Origin of the sequence: Corynebacterium propinquum DSM 44285 (assembly GCF_000375525.1) — a bacterium.
In the GTDB taxonomy this organism is placed as follows: domain Bacteria; phylum Actinomycetota; class Actinomycetes; order Mycobacteriales; family Mycobacteriaceae; genus Corynebacterium; species Corynebacterium propinquum.
In genome coordinates, this window is sequence record NZ_AQXC01000002.1 from 278,306 (window position 1) to 298,784 (window position 20,479).

Sequence of the window (20,479 nt, forward strand, 5' to 3'; positions counted from 1 at the left end):
AGATTTAAGGAAGTATCACCGTGGCACGAGTAAAGCGGTCCGTTAACGCCAAGAAGAAGCGTCGCACAATCCTGAAGTCCGCTAAGGGCTACCGGGGTCAGCGTTCCCGCCGCTACCGCGTAGCAAAAGAGCAGTGGCTGCACTCCATGACTTACGCTTACCGCGACCGTCGCGCGCGTAAGTCGGAATTCCGCAAGCTGTGGATCCAGCGCATCAACGCTGCAGCCCGCATGAATGACATCACCTACAACCGTCTGATCCACGGCCTGCGTCTGGCCGAGATCGAGGTTGACCGCAAGATGCTCGCAGAGCTGGCTGTCAACGATTTCGACACCTTCTCCGCATTATGTGAGGCTGCCAAGTCCGCACTGCCTGCCGCCGTCAACGCACCGGCAAACGCTTAATTTCCCGCGCAACACCGTACGTATGCGCCACACGCCCTCGGAAGATTCCGGGGGCGTTGTGCTGTGCTCACACCGCCTTAGATTCCGCGAGGCTGTTGCCGTAGACTTAGCCTCCATGACGCTAGATTTCTCTGAGCCGTTTACAGAGCGCACCCCACGCGTATCCCGCGCTGCAAAACTACACCGTGCAGCCGCTCGCAAAAAAGAACAACGCTTCCTTATTGAGGGAGAAAATGCGGTAGATGCTGCAGTATCGACGGGTGCGGCTACTGACGTGTTTGTTACCGAATCTGCGGCGAAGCGCTTCGCGCACATCGTGACCACCGCTGGGTTTATGGACGTTTATCTCCATCCCATCACCGATGGTGCCGCCAAGCTGCTATCAGAAACCACTACCACGCCCGGTATTTTTGCCGTGTGCTTGCCGGTAATGTTTAGCGCTGGCAAAATCATCAAGTCCTCGCCCAGATTGCTGACGGTTCCGGTAGAAACCTCCGAACCCGGCAACGCCGGCACATTGATTCGAGTCTCGGATGCCCTCGGAGCAGATGGCGTCGTGTTTGCGGGAAACACCGTCGATCCGCACTCTAATAAGGTCGCGCGAGCCTCCGCAGGTTCGCTATTTCATACCCCGGTTGCCCGCGAGACGGGAATCAATGACGTGGTAGGCCAGTTGCGCGCTGCCAATCTGCAGATCCTCGCTACGGCTGCCGATGGCGAGATCAGCCTAGAAGAAGCAGAAGAAACTGGCATGTTGGTAAAACCTACGGCGTGGTTGCTGGGCAATGAAGCGCACGGACTTTCTGACGACGTCGCAGCCCGAGCTGACCACCGCGTGTCCATCCCAATTCGTGGCAACGCAGAATCGCTGAACTTGGCGACAGCAGCATCAATTTGCCTATACGAATCCGCGAAAGCGCAGAAGCGAGCCCGCTAGCGGGAGTGGTGTTGCCTCGTTTAGCGCGAGCGCGCAGGCTGCATATATAAAATTGATGCCGCTAACCGTTGTGTCATAACGGTCGCTAGACTGGCATGCGGACGATACTGAAATTTCACCCATTAATACTAACCACCTGACGATTAGCGCGAGGATAGCCGACGTGTCGAATGCACCTGATAACGGAACTGACATTGATTTGAGCCAGGAAGCCCTGGACGCTGCTGCCGAGAAAGCGATCGCAGATTTCTCTGCGGCATCCACCATGGAAGAGCTCACTGAAGCTCGTCGGCAACATCTTGGTGATGGTGCTTATATTCCGCGTGCTCGGCAATCGTTGGGCTCGTTGCCGAAGGATCAGCGCAAAGACGCCGGTAAAGCTGTGAACATGGCGCGCGGCAAAGCAGAGAAGTTTTTCGCAGGCATTCAGGCGGAATTAGAAGAGCAGGAACGCCAAGCGCAACTGGTCCGCGAAAAAGTTGACGTCACCATTCCAACTACGCGGCATCAGACCGGTGCTTTACATCCAATTACTGCCTTGTCTGAACGCATCTCGGATATTTTCATAGGTATGGGGTGGGAGATTGCCGATGGTCCCGAGGTGGAAGCCGAGTACTTTAATTTTGATGCGTTGAACTTCAAGCCAGACCACCCAGCTCGTACGCTGCAGGATACGTTCCACGTCGGCAAGCCAGGCTCACAGCAGGTGCTGCGTACCCACACTTCGCCGGTGCAGGTGCGTTCGATGCTAGAGCGCGACGTGCCGCTCTACATCGCCTGCCCAGGGCGTGTGTTCCGTACCGACGAACTCGACGCCACTCACACCCCGGTCTTCCACCAGATCGAAGGATTGGCCGTCGACAAGGGCCTGAATATGGCTCATCTCCGCGGCACCTTGGATCACCTGGCGAAAACGCTGTTCGGCCCAGAGACCACGACGCGTATGCGCACCAATTATTTCCCGTTCACTGAGCCTTCCGCTGAAGTTGATGTCTGGTTCCCAAACAAAAAAGGCGGTGCAGGTTGGATCGAATGGGGTGGCTGCGGCATGGTCAACCCCAACGTCTTGACTGCCGTTGGGGTAGACCCGAACGAATACACCGGTTTTGCCTTCGGCATGGGCCTGGAGCGTACCTTACAGTTCCGTAATGGCCTGTCAGATATGCGCGACATGGTCGAAGGCGACGTTCGCTTCACCCTGCCATTTGGAATCCACGCTTAAGTACCAACCCAGAATAAGGAGCCGCAACTATGCTGATCACCCAGAACTGGGTTACCCGTCTACTGAACCAGCACAATCCGGAATGGGCCGTCAGCCCGGCCGACTTCGACGGTGGTTACGTCCGCGTTGGATTCGAAACCGAAGGCTATAAGGCAATCGAAGAGACCACCGGCCCATTGGTATTCGGGCGGGTAGAAGAAATTGAAGAACTCACAGAGTTTAAAAAGCCGATCCGTTATTGCCAAGTCAACGTTGGTGAGGCAAATGGCACCGGTGAGATGCAGGGAATTATCTGCGGTGCCCGGAATTTCGCGGAAGGTGATCTTGTGGTGATCGCGCTTCCCGGAACCGTGCTCCCGGGTGGTTTTGCCATCGGCGAGCGTAAGACCTATGGAAAAATGTCTCGCGGCATGATTTGCTCTGTGGCTGAGCTGGGTCTCACCGATAAATCTGACGGCATTTTGACTCTCCCGGCTGCTGCCGGTGAGCCAGGCGAGGATGCCCGTGGTTATTTGGGCTTCGATGATGTCATCTTTGATGTCAACATCACTCCAGACCGTGGCTATGCGTTGTCCGCCCGTGGATTGTCGCGCGAAATCGCTTCGGCGTTCAATCTGAAGTATGTGGATCCCGCAGTCGACCCGACCGTCGCAGGGTTGAGCATCGACGGCGTGCCTGCTGCCGACGGTGAAACCCTGTCCGTCAGCATCGCCGAGGACACCAAGACCCGCCGTTTTGGGTTACGCAAAGTCTCTGGGATTGACCCAACTGCGCAGTCACCATGGTGGATGCAGCGCGAACTGATGCTTTCCGGCCAACGCCCGGTCAACGCAGCCACGGACATCACGAACTACCTGATGTTGCTGTTGGGGCAGCCGATGCACGCTTTCGACGCCGACAAGATCCAGGGCGGGCTTACCGTGCGGTGCGCAGAAGAAGGCGAGAAATTTGAGACGCTCGATCACATCAACCGCACCCTGAATGCGAAAGATGTTGTGATCTGCGACGAATCCGGAATTCAGTCCATGGCTGGCGTGATGGGCGGAACCACCTCTGAAGTCAGCGATGAGACCACCGACGTCTATTTCGAGGCTGCAAATTGGGATCCGATCACTGTGGCTCGCACTTCACGTCGGCACAAGTTGTCGTCGGAAGCCTCCCGTCGTTTTGAACGTGGTGTCGATCCGGCACTGGTCGAGGTCAGCCTCGATCTGGCCTGCGCGCTGCTGGCAGATATCGCTGGCGGCACCGTAGAAGCCACCCGTACTGTGCACGGCGATGTTCCTGCCATGCCGGAAATTTCCATGGACGTGAATTTCCCATCGCAGATCGCTGGCGTCGACTACCCTGAACAGTCCGTTATCGGCCGTGTAGAAGAAATTGGCGCGGACGTCGTCAAGGATCGAGACCAGTTGCGTGTGACTCCACCAACCTGGCGTTCTGATCTCGGGGTTGCCGTCGATCTGGTGGAAGAAGTCTTGCGCCTGGAAGGGCTGGAAGATATTCCGACGATCTTGCCGACGCCTTCGGCAGGCCGTGGCTTGAGTCCCGCGCAAAAACGTCGCCGCGCAGTTGGCCATGCTTTGGCGTATTCCGGTTATGCGGAGATCTTGCCGACGCCGTTTATCGCCAATGACACCTTCGATATCTGGGGATTGGCCGCTGACGATCCACGCCGCAATACCGTTGCGGTACAGAACCCGCTGGAATCTGACCACGCAGTTTTGGGCACCACGTTGTTGCCATCGATGTTGGATGCGGTACGGCGCAACGTCGCCCGGGGCCGTGATTCGGTTGGTTTGTTTGGTCTCCAGCAGGTGAGCTTTGCCTCTGCGGACTACACGCCAATGCCGTCGGTTGCCAACCGGCCCGATGATGCCACCGTGGCGAGTGTCGTCGATAGTTTGCCGCGCCAGCCTTTGTACGTGGCTACCGTGGGGTCAGGTGAACAGGAATTTACTGGACCGTGGGGTAGTGGTCGGCACTATACCTATGCAGATGCGATTGAATCTGCGCGTATCGTGGCGCGTGCCTGCGGCGTAGAACTTGAAATTGCGAATGCAGAATATTTGCCATGGCACCCGGGACGCTGTGCGCAGCTGAGTGTTGCGGGCACCGTGGTTGGTCACGCCGGTGAGTTGCACCCACAGGTTGTTGAGGCTCTCGGATTACCGGCGCGTACGTGCGCTATGGAATTGAATCTTTCCGCATTGCCGTTGGACGAGTCCTTCCCGGCACCACGGTTGTCGGCATTTCCTGCTTTGCACCAAGATTTGGCGCTGGTCGTCGATGATGAGGTTCCAGCCGAGACTGTGCGACGGGTTGTCGAATCCGCGACTGGTGAGTTGCTGGAGTCCGTGGAACTGTTCGATGTTTTCCGCGGTGAGCAGGTCGGAGCAGGCAAGAAATCACTGGCTTTTAACCTGATTTTCCGTGCTGCTGATCGGACGCTGACCGACGAAGAGGTTAATGAATACCGTGTACAAGCTGCAGAGAAAGCACGAGTGGAGCTGGGAGCACAGATGCGCGCTTAGCGTGCTCAATCCTTGGATCAGTGCTTAGCCGCAGAAGAATGGATTTCTAGGTCACAGTATTTCACTGAAATTTGGTTTAGTGAAGTACTGTGATCAGACATCATGAAACACCGAAGACGCTCGTTGAGTAGGGGTTAAGCAGCAATCTGCAGATACACAAACGCGCACTACCAGGATTGGTAGTGCGCGTTCACGTTAGGTGCTCTCGTGATTGGGCAGCCTATGGCTGCACCTAATTTTTAGACCAGGGAAGGAACTTCTGCGACCAGCGAGAAGAGATCCTTTGGGTCTTCGGGGTTGGCGATCAAGTCAATGTCGGTCTCAAGCTCGGTACCGGCCACATCATCGCGGAGGTAACGCAGAGCAGAGAAATCGTTGATGGCGAAACCAACGGAATCGAACAAGGTAATCTCTTCATCCGAGGAACGACCCTTTTCCTTGCCGGTGATGACCTTCCAGAACTCAACTACCTCGTAGTCGTCTGGCTTCTGCTGGATCTCACCTTCGATGCGGGTCTGCTCAGGCAGTTCGACGAAGACGGTGGACATATCCAGGATGCCTTCAACCAACTCGGTCTTGCCAGGGCAGTCGCCGCCAACGGCGTTGATGTGTACGCCCGGCTTGACGTGCTGGGTGCCCAGAATCTGGTTCTGTGCCTTATCCGCGGTGCATGTGGTAATGATGTCTGCACCCTCGACGGCTTCTTCGGTGGTGGAGCAGACAGTGATGTTGAAGCCCAGAGGTTCCAGGTTGCGGCGAACCTTCTCTAAAGCCTCGGGGTCTACGTCGTAGATACGGATGTCTTCGATGCCCAAGTTGCCGCGGAAGCCGAGTGCTTGGAATTCAGCCTGTGAACCGGCACCGATCATGGCCATGGTCTTGGAATCTGGGCGCGCTAGCTTCTTGGCCACCATGGAAGATACCGCTGCGGTGCGCAGTGCAGTCAGCAGCGTCATTTCCGACAAGAAGGTTGGGTAACCATTGTCGACGTCGGCTAGCATGCCGTACGCGGTCACAGTCTGGAAACCACGTGCCGGGTTGGATGGGTGGCCGTTAACGTACTTGAAGGAGTACTCTTCGCCGTTCGATGTTGGCATCAGCTCGATGACGCCGAATGGGGTGTGGCTAGCAACGCGAGGGATGAGGTCGAAACGCTCCCACTCGGAGTAATCCTTCTCCAAATAGCTGACCATACCGGTGATGATCTTTTCGACACCTTCGCGCTGGATCCAGCGTGCCATGTTGTCGACATCTACAAATTTGACCATGAGTGTGTGGTCTCCTTTCGTACTGAGTTTGTTGTTTCGAATCGGTTCCGACGTGACTACTTGTGTGTCACTGAGTTCAAGCCGGAAGATCCGTTGTGAACTTTATTTACTCGCCAGATTCCTGGCTGTTGCTCCCCTGATTGTACGCTTTCATGCGCGATTGACGAGCTTCCAGCTGTGCCATTACTTCTGGTTTACATGCCTTCCAGCCAATCCAGAACATCGGGATGAGCAGGAGAGAAGCGGCCAAGGTATAAGTTCCCACCGGCCAGTCGAAGGCCATGAGAATGATGACAACTCCGATGAAGATCACAACTGCGATATCGCCCCACCCGTTAAATGGGCTCGCATAACTAGAGCGTTCGTATTCTCCAGTCTTCGACAGTTTGACGAACTTCCAGTGCGCCATGCTGATCGCCGCCCAGCTGGCCATGGTGCCCAGTGCTGCCAGGTTCAGTACGATCTCAAAGGCCATTTCTGGAACCACGAAGTTCAAGAACACACCAGCGAATGCGATTGCGCCCGCGAGCAAGATTCCGCCATACGGCACGCCGTCTTTGGATAGTGCCTTGCCGAATTTTGGACCAGAACCGGAAATCGACATGTTGTACATCACGCGGCCGGTGGAGTACAGGCCTGCGTTCAAGGAAGACAAAGCTGCGGTAATCAGCACCAATTGGAAGATGGGTGCAGCGACGCCGATGCCAAAGGAATCAAAGAAGGTCACGAATGGTGACACACCTGCAATGTATTCGGTGTGCGGCAGAACCAGCGTGAGCAGTAGTACGGAACCGAAGTAGAAGAAGATGATGCGGAACAACACCGCGTTGACGGCCTTCGGGATGATCTTTTCGACGTTTTTGGTCTCACCCGAGGTGGTGCCGACCAATTCGATACCGGCGTAGGCGAAAACCACGCCCTGGATGACGACGATTGCAGGAAGCAGGCCGTTCGGAAGCCAGCCGCCACCTTCGCTGATCAGTTGGAAACCAGTGTCATAACCCTGTGGGTGGCCAGTGAGTACCACCCAAATACCCAGTGCCATGAAGACTAACAGTCCGAGAATCTTGATCAGAGAGAACCAGTATTCCAGTTCACCGAAGATCTTCACCGAAAGCATGTTGAAGCCCAGAATGAAGACCACCACCCCGAGGGCTAGCGCCCATTGTGGGATCGCATCCAGAATTGAGGTGTAACGGTCGAACCACAATATATAGAGAGCTACGGCGGTGGAGTCTGCGATGATGGTCATTGCCCAGTTACCCCAGTACAACCATCCGGTAACGAAGGCTGCCTTTTCGCCGTAGAACTCACGAGCATAAGAAACGAAAGACCCCGATGACGGGCGGTAAACGATGAGCTCGCCAAGGCCACGCAGGATGATGTAGCCAAAGAAACCACAGACCAGGTACAAAACAGCCAGGAATGGGCCGGCCTGTTCCAGACGGCTACCGGTACCTAAGAGCAAACCGGTACCGATCGCGGAACCAATGGCAATCATTTGCAACTGGCGTTGACCCATTCCTTTGGACAGGCCTTGATCTTCATCAAGATAGGATTCACGCCTTCCATTTGTTGTCGGCCCCATTGCGCCGCCATGCGGCTGGGGAGTTTGCTCTGACATATGACTTTCTCACCTTCTGTTCAGTGGAATGCAATGCATCGCAGGCCTAAGTACCTGGCAGCATCACATGTGGCAAATGTGACACGGGCTACGCCCAAGTGTTATTAGAATAAGTGACTGAGGTTATAAAAACAACCAACATTGTTGAACAGAAGTTGTTGCCCACATTACGACTAGTGCGAAGAGAAGGCCGTTGCGAGAATAACTGTTGCGAAGAATTTATCGATGTGGGGACCTATCGGAGTGGTGTGAGGTGGAGCAAACCCCAGTAGGGGTACCGCTGTAGGGGACGTCGGCAAGAAAAACGACCAGCACGACATTGGAATGGCGTCGTGCTGGCCGCGGGGAGCAATCAGCTTCCTGATTGCTTGATTGTTGGGGACTCTGAGAAATTTTACTTCTTGAACTTGTCCGGCAACGGTCCGAGCTGTGGACCATCAGGATAGTATTTCCAGCCGTCCTTGATTCGGACCTCATCCGCCCATGGCACTTTGTACTGGCCTTTGGCAAGATCATCGATCCAGGTGAGGTAGTTTTCGGTCGCGCCGCCTGGTACTGCAACGTAGCCGCGATTGCCCAAGTTGAAGATGTTGTTTTCTAGGCCCCAGTTGATGCGAGCCTTATCGGCAAGCGCCGGGAAGATCTCGGCGGTGACAATCTCGTCTGGGTTACGGTGACCTTCCGCGATGAGGTTTCCGTCGTAGTTGCACACATTGCCTTCGCCGAAGTAGTAGAAGACATTGTCATACCCTGCCAAGTTGACGGACGCGGTGAACATGAGGTTCTGGAACGCATTCGTCTTGTTGGTCATGATCCACTGGTCCTGCACTTGCGTGCTGTAGCCAGAAATGCGGATGTAGACGTTTGCACCTTTGTATGCTGCTTCCCGGGCCAGTTCCGGGAACATGCCGTCGTGGCAGATATTGACGGCAAGCTTGGATCCTTTGGGTCCGTCGCATACCGGCATTCCGAGGTCGCCTGGGGACCACGGTTCAATAGGGGTCCATGGCTGGAGCTTACGATAATGGAGTGCGAGATTACCGTTGTTGTCGATGATGATCGCGGTATTAAACGGTGGCTTTCCCTCTTCGTGGTGCGGTTCCATGATGGAGAACACGCCCCAGATGTCGTTGTCTTTGCACGCCTTGCGGAATTTGTCGACCTCGGGAGAATCAACCGCAATGAGGAATTCATCGTAGGACCAGATTGCGGTATTCAGGCCGGAAGAGGAATATTCCGGGAACACAATCAAGTCAAGGTCCGGATAGCCCGCCTTGGTGGAAGCGACACGGCGGCAAATTTCGTCAACGTTGTTCTGTACGTCTTCGGGTTTTTCAACAATGGGGACGCGGTATTGGACGAGGGCCATCAATAAGCCGTCGGGTGAAGCGGAAATCGAACCAGTGCTAGACATGGGTCACTCCTTTGGGTGATGTGAATTACGGTATGCACACCACTGTACGCCCAAGGGAGGTTGTGCCACGATTTTCCGCGAAGTCGGGGCTGGTAAACATTCATGAATGAATAATTTGCATTTTGTTGCATAAAGTTTGCTAGGGTGGCGCTATGACGATTTCAGTTGCTGTAGCAGGAGCCACCGGTTATGCAGGCGGTGAGATTCTCCGCCTGTTGCTGAACCATCCGCGTTACCACAGCGGCGACCTGCGAATCGGCGCGCTGACCGGCCACTCGCACGCCGGTGAGCCGGTTTCACAGCAGATGCCGCATCTGCCGCAGCTTCGCGATCGTATGATTGAAGACACCACAGCCGAGGTGCTGTCCGGTCACGATGTTGTTTTCTTAGGTCTGCCGCACGGGCACTCTGCAGAATTGGCGAAACAGCTGCCAGACGACACCAAAATTATTGACTGCGCGGCTGATTTCCGGCTGCAGAAGAAAGCGGACTGGGATGCGTATTATGGCGGGGAATATGCGGGCCAGTGGCCGTATGGTATTCCAGAAATGCCAGGGCATCGCGCTGAAATTGCAGCAGCAAACAAGGTAGCTGTTCCTGGGTGTTTTCCCACGGGAATGACGCTTGCTTTGTTGCCCGCCGTAGCGGCAGCAGTAATCGAACCAGCAATCAATATTGTTTCGATTACCGGTACGTCCGGCGCTGGTAAAAAGGCAGCGGTCCCACTGCTGGGGTCCGAAACCGCTGGCAACCTGCGTGCTTATAACACCTCCGGCAAGCACCGCCACAACCCAGAAGTGGTGCAAAACCTCCGCGAAATCCGTGAGCAGAACTACCGCATCAACTTCACGCCGGTGCTGGCACCAACCACCCGCGGAATTTTGACCACGGCTACCGCACAACTTGCGACACCGTTGTCGCAAGAGGAAATCACCGATATCTTTCATGATTTCTATCGCGATGAGCCATTCATTCAGGTACTCCCTGCAGGTCAGCAGCCGGAAACGCAACATGTTATTGGCGCAAACACATGCCAGATACAGGCCGAGGTCTACGAAGCAACCAACACTTTGTTGATCACCGCAGTACTCGACAACTTGACCAAAGGTACCGGCGGAGCGGCCGTGCAATGCATGAACCTGATGGTGGGATTCGAGGAAGCCGCCGGGCTGACTCATCCAGGTTTGGCGCCGTAAACCGAAGAGGACAGACCGTACATTCGCCGAGATAAACGTTTTAGCCAACATAACTACGAGGATTTCCTATGACCAACCCAGAGATCAGCGCAGACAACTCCACGACACAGGCAGCCGCGAATACGCAGTCTGCCCATCGTGCCCGCGGGGTTACCGTGCCGCAGGGGTTTCGGGCGGCGAGTGTCAAAGCGGGAATTAAGCCCTCCGGCAAGACTGACCTAGCGCTCGTTGTCAATGATGGCCCTGAATTTTCCGCGGCAGGAGTTTTTACTCGGAACCGCGTGGTGGCTGCGCCGGTCAAGGTCTCGCGCGAAGCTCTTGCCGACGGTCAGTTGCGCGCAGTGCTGTATAACGCCGGCAACGCCAACGCGTGCAATGGTGCACTGGGGCTTCGCGACGCGCAGCAAATGCAGGCTGAACTCGCGCAATTGCTGAATTTCGACCCCAATCACGTCGCTGTCTGTTCCACCGGGTTGATTGGCGAGCCGATGCCGATGGACAACGTGTCCGCTGGTATCGAAAAGCTACCTGATGTATTAGGAGATACCCCAGAGCATGGCGAGGGTGCAGCACGAGCGATCATGACCACCGATACCACGGTGAAACAAACCCTGGTGAATGGCGATGGGTGGAGCCTCGGTGGAATGGGCAAAGGCGTCGGCATGATGGCACCATCGCTGGCCACCATGTTGGTGTGCTTGACGACGGACCTGTCCGCCACTCCAGAACAACTCGCTATCGCGTTGCAGAAAGCAACGGCGCTAACTTTTGACACCCTCGATGTGGATGGATCGACTTCCACGAACGACACCGTGGTACTGATGGCCAACGGGGCATCCGGTGAAACTGCCACGCAAGAAGCGTTGAATGATGCGGTTCTCGCGGCCTGTGCTGACTTGGCAGACCAGTTGCAAGCGGATGCTGAAGGCGTCACCAAGCGGGTGAAAATCACTGTCGAAGGCACCACGAATGATGCGCAGGCGCTTAATGCCGCTCGCACGTTGGGCCGCGATAACCTCTTCAAATGCGCCATGTTCGGTTCAGACCCCAACTGGGGTCGCGTTTTGGCCGCCGTCGGTATGGCTGATGCGGACATGGATCCGGATAACATCAGCGTCTATTTCAATAACCATGCGGTCTGTAAAGCCACCACTGGTACCCCGGCTGCACGCGAGGTCGACTTGACCGGGGCTGATATCGACGTCCGAGTAGATCTTGGCACCGGTGGCCCGGGTAGCGCTTTCGTGCGCACCACTGATCTATCCCATGACTACGTCGAAATTAATTCGGCATACAGCTCATAACGCATGCCCAAGACAGAAACTAGGAAATAAGGAGCCGGTGGCAATGTTGGAACACCTGAGTAACCGCGACCGAGCAGCAGTGCTGTCTGAAGCATTGCCATGGCTACAACACCTCCGCGGCAAGATCGTCGTCGTCAAGTATGGCGGCAATGCCATGGTGGATGACGAGCTAAAAGCAGCGTTCGCGAAAGACATGGTGTTGCTACGGACAATCGGGGCTCGCCCCGTCGTCGTCCACGGTGGTGGACCGCAGATTTCGGAGATGTTAGAGCGTCTCGGCCTTGAAGGCGAGTTTAAGGGCGGCTTTCGGGTTACTACTCCAGAAGTCATGGACGTCGTACGCATGGTGCTGTTTGGGCAAGTTGGCCGTGACTTGGTGGGTCTTATCAACTCGCACGGGCCGTATGCGGTGGGAACCTCTGGTGAAGACGCTGGGCTGTTTACCGCAGAAAAGCGCTACCTGGATATCGAGGGTGAACAAGTAGATATTGGGCACGTCGGCGATATCGTTAGCGTCAATCCGGAAGCCTTGATGGACATTATTGCTGCCGGGCGCATTCCTGTGGTTTCCACAATCGCGCCGGATCACGACGGCGAGGTTTACAACATTAATGCCGATATTGCTGCTGGCGCACTAGCTTCCGCGATTGGCGCGGAGCGCTTGCTGGTGCTGACCAATGTGGAAGGGCTCTACAAAGACTGGCCGGACCGCGACTCGCTGGTTTCCACCATTGAAGTTGATGAACTCGACGCCTTGCTACCGGGGCTGGATAGCGGCATGATCCCGAAAATGGAAGCCTGCCTGAATGCAGTTCGTGGCGGTGTTAATGCAGCCCACGTCATCGACGGTAGGGAAGCGCACTCCGTGGTACTGGAGCTGCTCACCGAAGGCGGTGTGGGCACCATGGTGTTGCCAAATAATCACCGAAGCACGGATTATCCCGGCGGAACCGTGCTGCGAAAGGATGATCACGCATGATGCAGAAAACAGCAAACGATTGGTCTAGTGCACTGATGAATAATTACGGTACCCCCGCTATCAGCTTAACCGGTGGGCAAGGTATGTATCTCACCGATACTGAGGGCAAGCGTTATCTTGACATGCTAGCTGGCATCGCGGTTAATGCTTTAGGGCAAGCGCACCCGGATATTGTCGAGGCAGTCAGCACGCAGATCGCCACACTGGGGCATACCTCAAATATCTTCGCCACCCCGCATTCAATCGAGGTCGCAACCGCGCTGAAACAACGCTTCGCTGGTGGCAGCGACGACAGCGCTCGGGTGTTTTTCTGCAATTCCGGGGCGGAAGCGAATGAGGCTGCGTTCAAGATTGCCCGCCTGACAGGTCGTGGCCGGGTCTTGGCCGCAGAGGCCGGGTTTCATGGGCGCACTATGGGAGCACTCGCGCTGACGGGACAACCAGAAAAGCGGGCCCCATTTGAACCCCTGCCAGGTGGTGTGGACTTCTACCCCTACGGCGACGTGCAAAAATTGCGCGAAATCGTTGAAGAAGATCCCGACGGTATTGCCGCAATTTTCGCCGAGCCGATTCAGGGCGAAACTGGAGTTATACCTGCGCCGGAAGGTTTCCTGGCTGCAGTGCGCCAGTTGTGCGATGACTATGGCATTCTCATGGTCGCTGATGAGGTACAAACCGGGGTAGGGCGAACCGGAAAATTCTTCGCCCACGAGTACGCCGGAGTGGTGCCAGACGTCGTCACCATGGCCAAAGGCCTCGGTGGTGGTCTGCCGATGGGGGCAGTGCTTGCTCGCGGCGCAGCTGCACAATACCTCCAGCCTGGCCAACACGGCACCACGTTTGGTGGAAATCCCGTGGTTTTGGCAGCGGCCCGCACGGTGCTTAACACTCTGGATGAAAAATTCTTGCAGCATGTACGTGAAATTGGTGCGTATCTTCGCGGCCAGCTGCAGCAGATTTCCGGGGTCTCGGAAGTTCGCGGCACCGGGTTGATGCTCGGAGTGGTGCTCGAGTCAGCGGACGCGAAAGAGGTCGTCGCTGCGGGTCTCGAGCGCGGCCTGATCCTTAACGCTCCCAGTGACAAGGTTGTACGCTTGACTCCGCCGCTGATTATCGAACGACGCCACGTCGATGAATGCGTAACAATTCTGCAAGAAATACTCGATTAAGGACTTTTATGACATCGCAAGCACAATCTTCACAGCTTCGCCATTTATTGGCGGATGATTCGATTACTCCCGCTGAGCAAAAAGAAATTCTTGCTCTCGCTGCCGAATTGAAAGCGGACCCGCTGAGCCACCGCCCATTGTCCGGCGGCCGCAGTGTCGCCGTCGTCTTCGATAAGACTTCGACTCGTACTCGTTTTTCTTTCGATGCCGGAATCGCTCAGCTGGGAGGAAGTGCCATCGTCACTGAGGCCGGCGCCTCCCAGATGGGCAAAGGCGAATCAGTTGCCGATACTGCGCGGGTGCTCTCGCGCTATGTCGAAGCAATCGCCTGGCGGACATACGAGCAAGCAGGCTTGGAAGATATGGCGGCACACGCCACCGTGCCTGTCATCAACGCGCTTTCGGATGATTTCCACCCATGCCAAATCTTGGCAGACCTGCAGACCATGGTGGAATCCCTCTGCCCAGACAAAGGAGTGGCAGGATTATCCGGCAGGAAGGTTGCCTACCTGGGTGACGGCGACCAGAACATGGCTAACTCATACATGCTGGGCCTGGCGATGGCTGGTATGAATGTCTGGATCATTTCACCCGAAGATTTTCAACCGCAGGTGAAATTCGTTGATCGTGCTCGTCGGCAAGCAAAAATTACCGGGGGCCGCGTGACCGTGAGTGCGGATCCAGCAGATGTGGCGGGCGCGGAAGTTGTGATCACTGATACTTGGGTGTCCATGGGGCAAGAAGACGACGGTAAAGATCGCACCACGCCATTCGTGCCGTATCGGGTGACGCAAGAAATCATGGACAAGGCAGCAGACAACGCGATTTTCCTCCACTGCCTTCCGGCATACCGTGGTAACGAAGTCACCGCCGAAGTCATCGATGGCCCAGCTTCACGTGTTTTTGATGAGGCAGAAAACCGTCTGCATGCACAAAAGGCCGTGCTCGTGTGGTTGCTGGGCATAGCCTCTGGTAATCCAGTAGCGAAAGCGAGGATGCTATGACACACACCTATTCCCGTACCGGGCGCCAAGCGCGAATCGTGGAATTGCTGGAACAGACGCGCATTTATTCGCAGGCGCAACTATCCAAGCTCTTGTTGGCCGAAGGCTTCGAAACCACCCAGGCCACGCTGTCTCGAGACCTCGACGAGCTCGGCGCTCGGAAGATCAAACCCACAGATGGGCGCAGCTTCTATGCGGTCGGTGATGCTGAATCACTACAAGTACCGTCTGCGTCTGGGCCGCGGGATAAACTCCGCAAAATGATGGCCGATCTCGTGGTTGCCGCTGATCACTCGGCGAACACTGCGGTGCTGCGCACCCCACCCGGTGCCGCGCCCTACCTTGCGAGTTTCATTGACCGAGTGGGTATTTCTGACATCGTCGGCACGATTGCTGGTGATGACACCGTCTTTGTACTTGCACGTGATCCGCTCACTGGAAAAGAACTCATCGACTCCTTGGCGGATGGGGCAGCGAAAATTGGGCCCGAGTAACCCCCGAGTAACCCCAGTTCGAAAAAGACCCTAAACCCCGAACATTGTTAAACAATGGCGGGCTTCTACACTGATTCCGGACGGTGTTGGCTCCGTACCAACGGCGGGGCACGCTTCCCGTCGATAGCGCCCGGAACAACCGAAAGCAACAAACAACAGTAAAGGAACGAACATGAAAAACCGCATCGTACTTGCGTATTCCGGAGGTTTGGACACCTCGGTAGCTATTCCATACCTGGCACGTCAGACGGAAGGTGAAGTCGTCGCCGTTGCTCTGGACCTGGGACAGGGCGGTGAAGACATGGAATCGGTTCGTCAGCGTGCATTGGATTGCGGCGCTGTCGAGTCCATCGTCGTTGACGCCCGCGACGAATTTGCCGAAGAATATTGCTTGCCGACGGTGCAGGCTAACGGCATGTATATGAAGCAGTACCCACTGGTGTCTGCGATTTCGCGTCCGCTGATCGTCAAGCACCTGGTACAGGCTGCCCAGGAGCACGGCGGCACACATGTCTCCCACGGATGCACCGGTAAGGGCAATGACCAGGTCCGTTTCGAAGTCTCTTTCCGCGCTTTGGATCCAACCCTGGACATCATCGCACCTGCGCGTGACTACGCCTGGACTCGTGACAAAGCCATCGAGTTCGCCAACGAGATCGATTTGCCTATCGAGCAGTCGGAGAAATCGCCATTCTCGATCGACCAAAACGTCTGGGGCCGCGCTGTCGAAACTGGTTTCTTGGAAGATCTGTGGAACCCTCCAACAAAGGATCTCTACGCCTACACCGAGGACCCAGCGCTGGGCAATGCCCCGGATGAGGTCATCATCTCTTTCGAAGCCGGGCGCCCAGTCGCTGTCGACGGCAAGAAGCTTTCGCCGCTAGAGATTATTGAAGAACTTAACCGTCGTGCAGGCGCACAGGGTGTGGGCCGTCTGGACATGGTGGAAGACCGTTTGGTGGGCATTAAATCCCGCGAAGTCTACGAAGCCCCAGGCGCGATGGTGTTGATCAAGGCCCACGAGGCCATTGAAGATGTTTGCCTGGAGCGCGAGGTTGCTCGGTACAAACGCAGCATTGATGCTCGCTGGTCTGAGGAAGTCTACGACGGCCTGTGGTTCAGCCCGCTGAAGAAGTCGCTGGATGCTTTCATCCAGTCGACGCAGGAGCACGTCACCGGCGATATCCGTTTGGTACTGCACGCCGGAAACATCATCGTCAACGGTCGTCGCTCGAACCAGTCGCTGTATGACTTCAACCTGGCTACCTACGACACCGGCGATACCTTCGACCAAACCGCCGCGAAAGGCTTCGTTCAGTTGCACGGCCTGTCCACTCAGATTTCCAATAAGCGTGATCGCGAGGCAAATAACTAATGGCTGGAATTCAGGCGCATTCTACGAACGAAGGCGCACTGTGGGGCGGCCGCTTTTCGGGCGGCCCGTCCGATGCCATGGCTGCGCTGTCTGTGTCGACGCATTTTGACTGGGTGTTGGCACCCTACGATGTGTTGGCTTCCAAAGCACACGCCCGTGTATTGCACAAGGCAGGATTGCTGTCGGATGAGGATCTGGAATCGATGCTCAACGGCCTGGATCAGCTTGGTCGCGACGTTGAATCCGGTGAATTCACCCCAGATCCAGGCGATGAAGATGTCCACGGTGCCATGGAACGTGGCCTGATCGATCGTGTTGGCAAGGAACTGGGTGGCCGCTTGCGCGCAGGCCGTTCCCGCAACGACCAAGTTGCCACGCTATTCCGGATGTGGGTCCGTGATGCCATTCGTGATGTTGCCACGCAATTGGTGGATCTTATTGACGCGCTGGCGGCGCAGGCAAAAGCACACCCTCGTGTGATCATGCCGGGCAAGACTCACTTCCAGGCAGCTCAGCCAATTTTGTTGGCGCACGGTCTGCTGGCACACGCACAACCGTTGCTGCGAGATCTTGATCGTCTCCGTGATTTGGATAAGCGATTGGCGGTTTCGCCTTATGGTTCCGGGGCCTTGGCGGGCTCGTCGTTGCAGCTGGACCCAGAAGCGATCGCCGAGGAATTGGGCTTCGATAGCTCCGCGGAAAACTCGCTGGATGGCACCTCGTCCCGTGATTTCGCCACTGAGACCGCATTCGTATTGGCACAGATCTCCGTCGACATGTCTCGCTTATCGGAAGAGATCATCGCTTGGTCGACCCCAGAGTTCGGATACGTCACGCTCAGCGACGAGTGGTCCACGGGATCATCGATCATGCCGCAGAAAAAGAACCCGGATATTCCAGAGTTGCAGCGCGGTAAGACTGGTCGCTTGATTGGCAACCTGACCGGGCTGTTGTCAACGTGCAAAGCCTTGCCCTTGGCGTATAACCGGGATCTGCAAGAAGACAAAGAGCCGCTTGTCGACGGCTTCGCGCAACTCAACCTGGTGTTGCCTGCGATGACTGGGTTGGTTTCCACCTTGGTTTTCCACGAAGACCGGATGCGGGAACTTGCACCGCGTGGATTCACGTTGGCTACAGATCTGGCGGAATGGATGGTGCGCCAAGGAGTGCCGTTCCGTGAGGCCCACGAAGCATCTGGCTCGTGTGTCCGCTTGGCTGAAGAATCGGGTGTCGATCTGGTTGATCTCACTGACGAGCAGCTGGCAAGCGTCGACAAGCGATTGACCCCAGAGGTACGCGATGTTCTGACCATTGATGGAGCAGTCGCATCGCGGGCCACCCGTGGCGGAACCGCTGGTGAGCGTGTCGACGAGCAGCGCGAATCTGTGGAAAAAGCAGCGGCCGAGTTTCGGGATTGGGCCTCGATCACTGTCGCGGATAAAGCAAAGCGATAAGCTAGCCGCATGAGCCTTGATCCCCGGTTATTGGAAATTTTGGCCTGTCCACAAGACAAGGGCCCATTGAGCTATCGCGAAGCAGATAACGTTCTGGTTAACGAGCGGAAAGGCATTGCCTACCGTATCGACGACGGCGTGCCCGTCTTACTCGCAGAAGAAGCGATGGAATGGTCAAATGATTGCCAAGGAGAGAACTAACCATGAACAATATCGTTGATGAGCTGCAATGGCGCGGGCTGATTAACCAGTCCACCGATCTCGATGAGTTGCGTGAGGCGACGTCGAAGCCCATCGCGCTGTATTGCGGGTTTGATCCAACCGGGGATTCTTTGCATGCTGGGCACCTGGTGCCGATGATTATGTTGCGTCGTTTCCAGGAAGCTGGACACAAACCGTTCGCGCTGGCTGGTGGCGCCACTGGGTTTATTGGTGACCCGCGTGACGTGGGGGAGCGCTCCATGTTGAGCGAAGAAGAACTAGAAGCGAATGTCGCTGCTATTAAAAAGCAGCTGCGCCAATTCATTGACTTTACCGGTGACAATGCCGCCACCCTGGTCAATAACGCTGATTGGACGATGGGGATGTCTATTGTCCAATTCTTGCGTGATGTCGGGAAAAACTTTTCCCTGAACACGATGTTGGATCGCGATACCGTCAAGCGGCGTCTGGAATCTGACGGGATTTCCTATACCGAGTTTTCCTATATGTTGCTGCAAGCCAATGACTTCGTGCACTTGAATAAGGAGCACGATGTGGTCTTACAAATCGGTGGTTCGGATCAATGGGGAAATATTATCTCTGGCGTCGATCTGAACCGGCGCGTTTCTGGTGCTAAAACCCACGCGTTGACCGTGCCATTGGTGACTGACGCGAACGGCAAGAAATTCGGCAAATCGACCGGCGGCGGAAAGTTGTGGCTGGATCCAGAAAAGACCAGCCCATACGCGTGGTATCAGTACTTTGTGAACTCCGGCGATGCCGACGTTGTGCGTTATCTGAAGATGTTTACGTTCCTCTCCCAAGAAGAAATTGCAGCGTATGAGCGTGCCGTAGCAGAAGAACCGCACAAGCGGGCTGCCCAGCGACGTTTGGCGGAAGAAATGACCGATCTGGTCCATGGTGTGAAAGCCCGCGAGGCGGTGCAACTGGCATCGCAAGCTTTGTTCGGTCGGGCTGACTTGGCGGAGCTGGATGAGGCCACCTTGCAGGGGGCGTTGCAAGAAACGACGGTTGCGGAGATTGGCGTCGCGGATCCGCGAACGATCGTCGACCTCTTGGTAGCTTCCAGTTTGGTTGATTCCAAGGGCGCTGCTCGCCGCACCATCAAAGAGGGAGGTGCCTACGTGAACAACGAGCGCATCGAATCCGCGGAATGGGAGCCTTCGGCAGACGATCTATTGCACGGAAGTTGGTTAGTACTGCGCCGCGGGAAGAAGAATTTCGCAGGCGCTAAGGTAGCCGTTTAACTCGAGTTATAGAGCGTTTGTAACTCGCAGTTTTTGCCCATTAACCTGGCGATTTGTGAACAATCTATAACGTGTGTAAATTAATCCAAGTCGCCGCGAGGGGCTGACAGAGAAAATAACTTCACAGGATGTTGTTTCTGGTGGTTGTTGTGCTTTGTTTGTCTGGCGGGGATGGATGATAATTTTATAGGGCCGATGCTTGCCTTTGGTGGNTGCTGACTGTGTGGTTGGTGGTTGTTGTGGGTGGGTTTCGCTGGTTGCTTGTGTGGCAGTCTGGTTCGCGGTGTTGTGATNAACNACACAGTGTTCTGGTTTGTGTTCAAGTNACTTGGTGTGTAAAGTCGGTCTNGCTGCTTTGCTGAAAGGCGCTTGGTTGATAACAGGTGTTGAGTAGCAGGGTGGTGGTGTTGTGTGAGAACTCAATAGCGTGTCAATGTACTTATTATTTTTGATACTTACTTGATTAGTGGGATGTGGATCCTTTATTTTCTGCATTTGATTAATCGTTTTTGAGTAAGTGTTGCTCTTTGATTTTTCTTTTGTAGTTTTTGACTAGGTTATCAGACTCTTTTTCTGATTTTTTATGGAGAGTTTGATCCTGGCTCAGGACGAACGCTGGCGGCGTGCTTAAC

At 55.5% G+C, this 20,479-nt stretch carries 17 protein-coding genes; 14 read left to right on the forward strand and 3 right to left on the reverse strand.

All coding sequences use genetic code 11. From position 1 onward, the window contains the following. The first annotated feature begins 20 nt into the window (after positions 1–20). From rplT to pheT, 4 genes are all read left to right on the forward strand, one after another. On the forward strand, positions 21–404 hold the full coding sequence (gene rplT, locus B142_RS0103320; protein ID WP_018120129.1) for a 50S ribosomal protein L20: 384 nt from the start codon (positions 21–23) through the stop codon (positions 402–404). Positions 405–519: 115 nt separating this feature from the next. Continuing rightward, positions 520–1,341, forward strand: coding sequence for a TrmH family RNA methyltransferase (locus tag B142_RS0103325; RefSeq protein WP_018120130.1), 822 nt, complete (start codon positions 520–522; stop codon positions 1,339–1,341). Between the two features lie 163 nt (positions 1,342–1,504). Next, the gene (pheS, locus tag B142_RS0103330) at positions 1,505–2,563 is read left to right on the forward strand and encodes a phenylalanine--tRNA ligase subunit alpha (protein WP_018120131.1); all 1,059 of its coding nucleotides are present in this window, start codon (positions 1,505–1,507) and stop codon (positions 2,561–2,563) included. 29 nt (positions 2,564–2,592) lie between these two features. Next, the gene (pheT, locus tag B142_RS0103335; RefSeq protein ID WP_018120132.1) at positions 2,593–5,097 is read left to right on the forward strand and encodes a phenylalanine--tRNA ligase subunit beta; all 2,505 of its coding nucleotides are present in this window, start codon (positions 2,593–2,595) and stop codon (positions 5,095–5,097) included. A 239-nt stretch (positions 5,098–5,336) separates the two neighbouring features. On the opposite strand, the gene B142_RS0103340 is transcribed toward pheT, so the two are convergent. The 3 genes from B142_RS0103340 to B142_RS0103355 form a co-directional block, all read right to left on the reverse strand. Further along, positions 5,337–6,365 (reverse strand): ornithine cyclodeaminase, encoded by a 1,029-nt coding sequence (locus B142_RS0103340; protein WP_018120133.1) that lies wholly within the window; start codon positions 6,363–6,365, stop codon positions 5,337–5,339. 106 nt (positions 6,366–6,471) lie between these two features. After that, positions 6,472–7,989 (reverse strand): amino acid permease, encoded by a 1,518-nt coding sequence (locus B142_RS0103345; protein ID WP_051067295.1) that lies wholly within the window; start codon positions 7,987–7,989, stop codon positions 6,472–6,474. A gap of 394 nt (positions 7,990–8,383) precedes the next feature. Then, complete coding sequence (locus tag B142_RS0103355) at positions 8,384–9,403, reverse strand: formamidase (RefSeq protein WP_018120136.1); 1,020 nt, start codon at positions 9,401–9,403, stop codon at positions 8,384–8,386. Positions 9,404–9,555: 152 nt separating this feature from the next. On the opposite strand from B142_RS0103355, the gene argC reads away from it, so the two are divergent. The 10 genes from argC (at position 9,556) to tyrS (ending at position 19,847) form a co-directional block, all read left to right on the forward strand. Next, positions 9,556–10,599 (forward strand): N-acetyl-gamma-glutamyl-phosphate reductase, encoded by a 1,044-nt coding sequence (gene argC, locus B142_RS0103360; protein ID WP_018120137.1) that lies wholly within the window; start codon positions 9,556–9,558, stop codon positions 10,597–10,599. 68 nt (positions 10,600–10,667) lie between these two features. Then, positions 10,668–11,903 (forward strand): bifunctional glutamate N-acetyltransferase/amino-acid acetyltransferase ArgJ, encoded by a 1,236-nt coding sequence (gene argJ / locus B142_RS0103365; RefSeq protein ID WP_018120138.1) that lies wholly within the window; start codon positions 10,668–10,670, stop codon positions 11,901–11,903. A 43-nt stretch (positions 11,904–11,946) separates the two neighbouring features. Next, positions 11,947–12,882, forward strand: a complete 936-nt coding sequence (argB, locus tag B142_RS0103370; RefSeq protein ID WP_018120139.1) for an acetylglutamate kinase — start codon at positions 11,947–11,949, stop codon at positions 12,880–12,882. Next, on the forward strand, positions 12,879–14,051 hold the full coding sequence (locus B142_RS11745) for an acetylornithine transaminase (RefSeq protein WP_018120140.1): 1,173 nt from the start codon (positions 12,879–12,881) through the stop codon (positions 14,049–14,051). The genes argB and B142_RS11745 overlap by 4 nt, the downstream gene beginning before the upstream one ends. Positions 14,052–14,059: 8 nt before the next feature. Then, positions 14,060–15,055 carry an ornithine carbamoyltransferase gene (argF, locus tag B142_RS0103380; RefSeq protein WP_018120141.1) on the forward strand — a complete coding sequence of 332 codons (996 nt, stop codon included), beginning with the start codon at positions 14,060–14,062 and terminating at the stop codon, positions 15,053–15,055. Next, positions 15,052–15,549, forward strand: a complete 498-nt coding sequence (locus B142_RS0103385) for an arginine repressor (RefSeq protein ID WP_018120142.1) — start codon at positions 15,052–15,054, stop codon at positions 15,547–15,549. The genes argF and B142_RS0103385 overlap by 4 nt, the downstream gene beginning before the upstream one ends. Positions 15,550–15,721: 172 nt before the next feature. Continuing rightward, positions 15,722–16,924, forward strand: coding sequence for an argininosuccinate synthase (locus B142_RS0103390; protein ID WP_018120143.1), 1,203 nt, complete (start codon positions 15,722–15,724; stop codon positions 16,922–16,924). Between the two features lie 8 nt (positions 16,925–16,932). Next, entirely contained in the window at positions 16,933–18,378 is a 1,446-nt protein-coding gene (argH, locus tag B142_RS0103395; RefSeq protein WP_026167805.1) for an argininosuccinate lyase, read from the forward strand. Between the two features lie 9 nt (positions 18,379–18,387). Beyond that, the gene (locus B142_RS0103400; protein ID WP_018120145.1) at positions 18,388–18,579 is read left to right on the forward strand and encodes a Trm112 family protein; all 192 of its coding nucleotides are present in this window, start codon (positions 18,388–18,390) and stop codon (positions 18,577–18,579) included. Positions 18,580–18,581: 2 nt separating this feature from the next. Continuing rightward, a complete protein-coding gene (gene tyrS, locus B142_RS0103405) occupies positions 18,582–19,847 on the forward strand; it encodes a tyrosine--tRNA ligase (RefSeq protein WP_018120146.1) in 1,266 nt (421 codons plus the stop codon). Positions 19,848–20,479 lie beyond the last annotated feature (632 nt).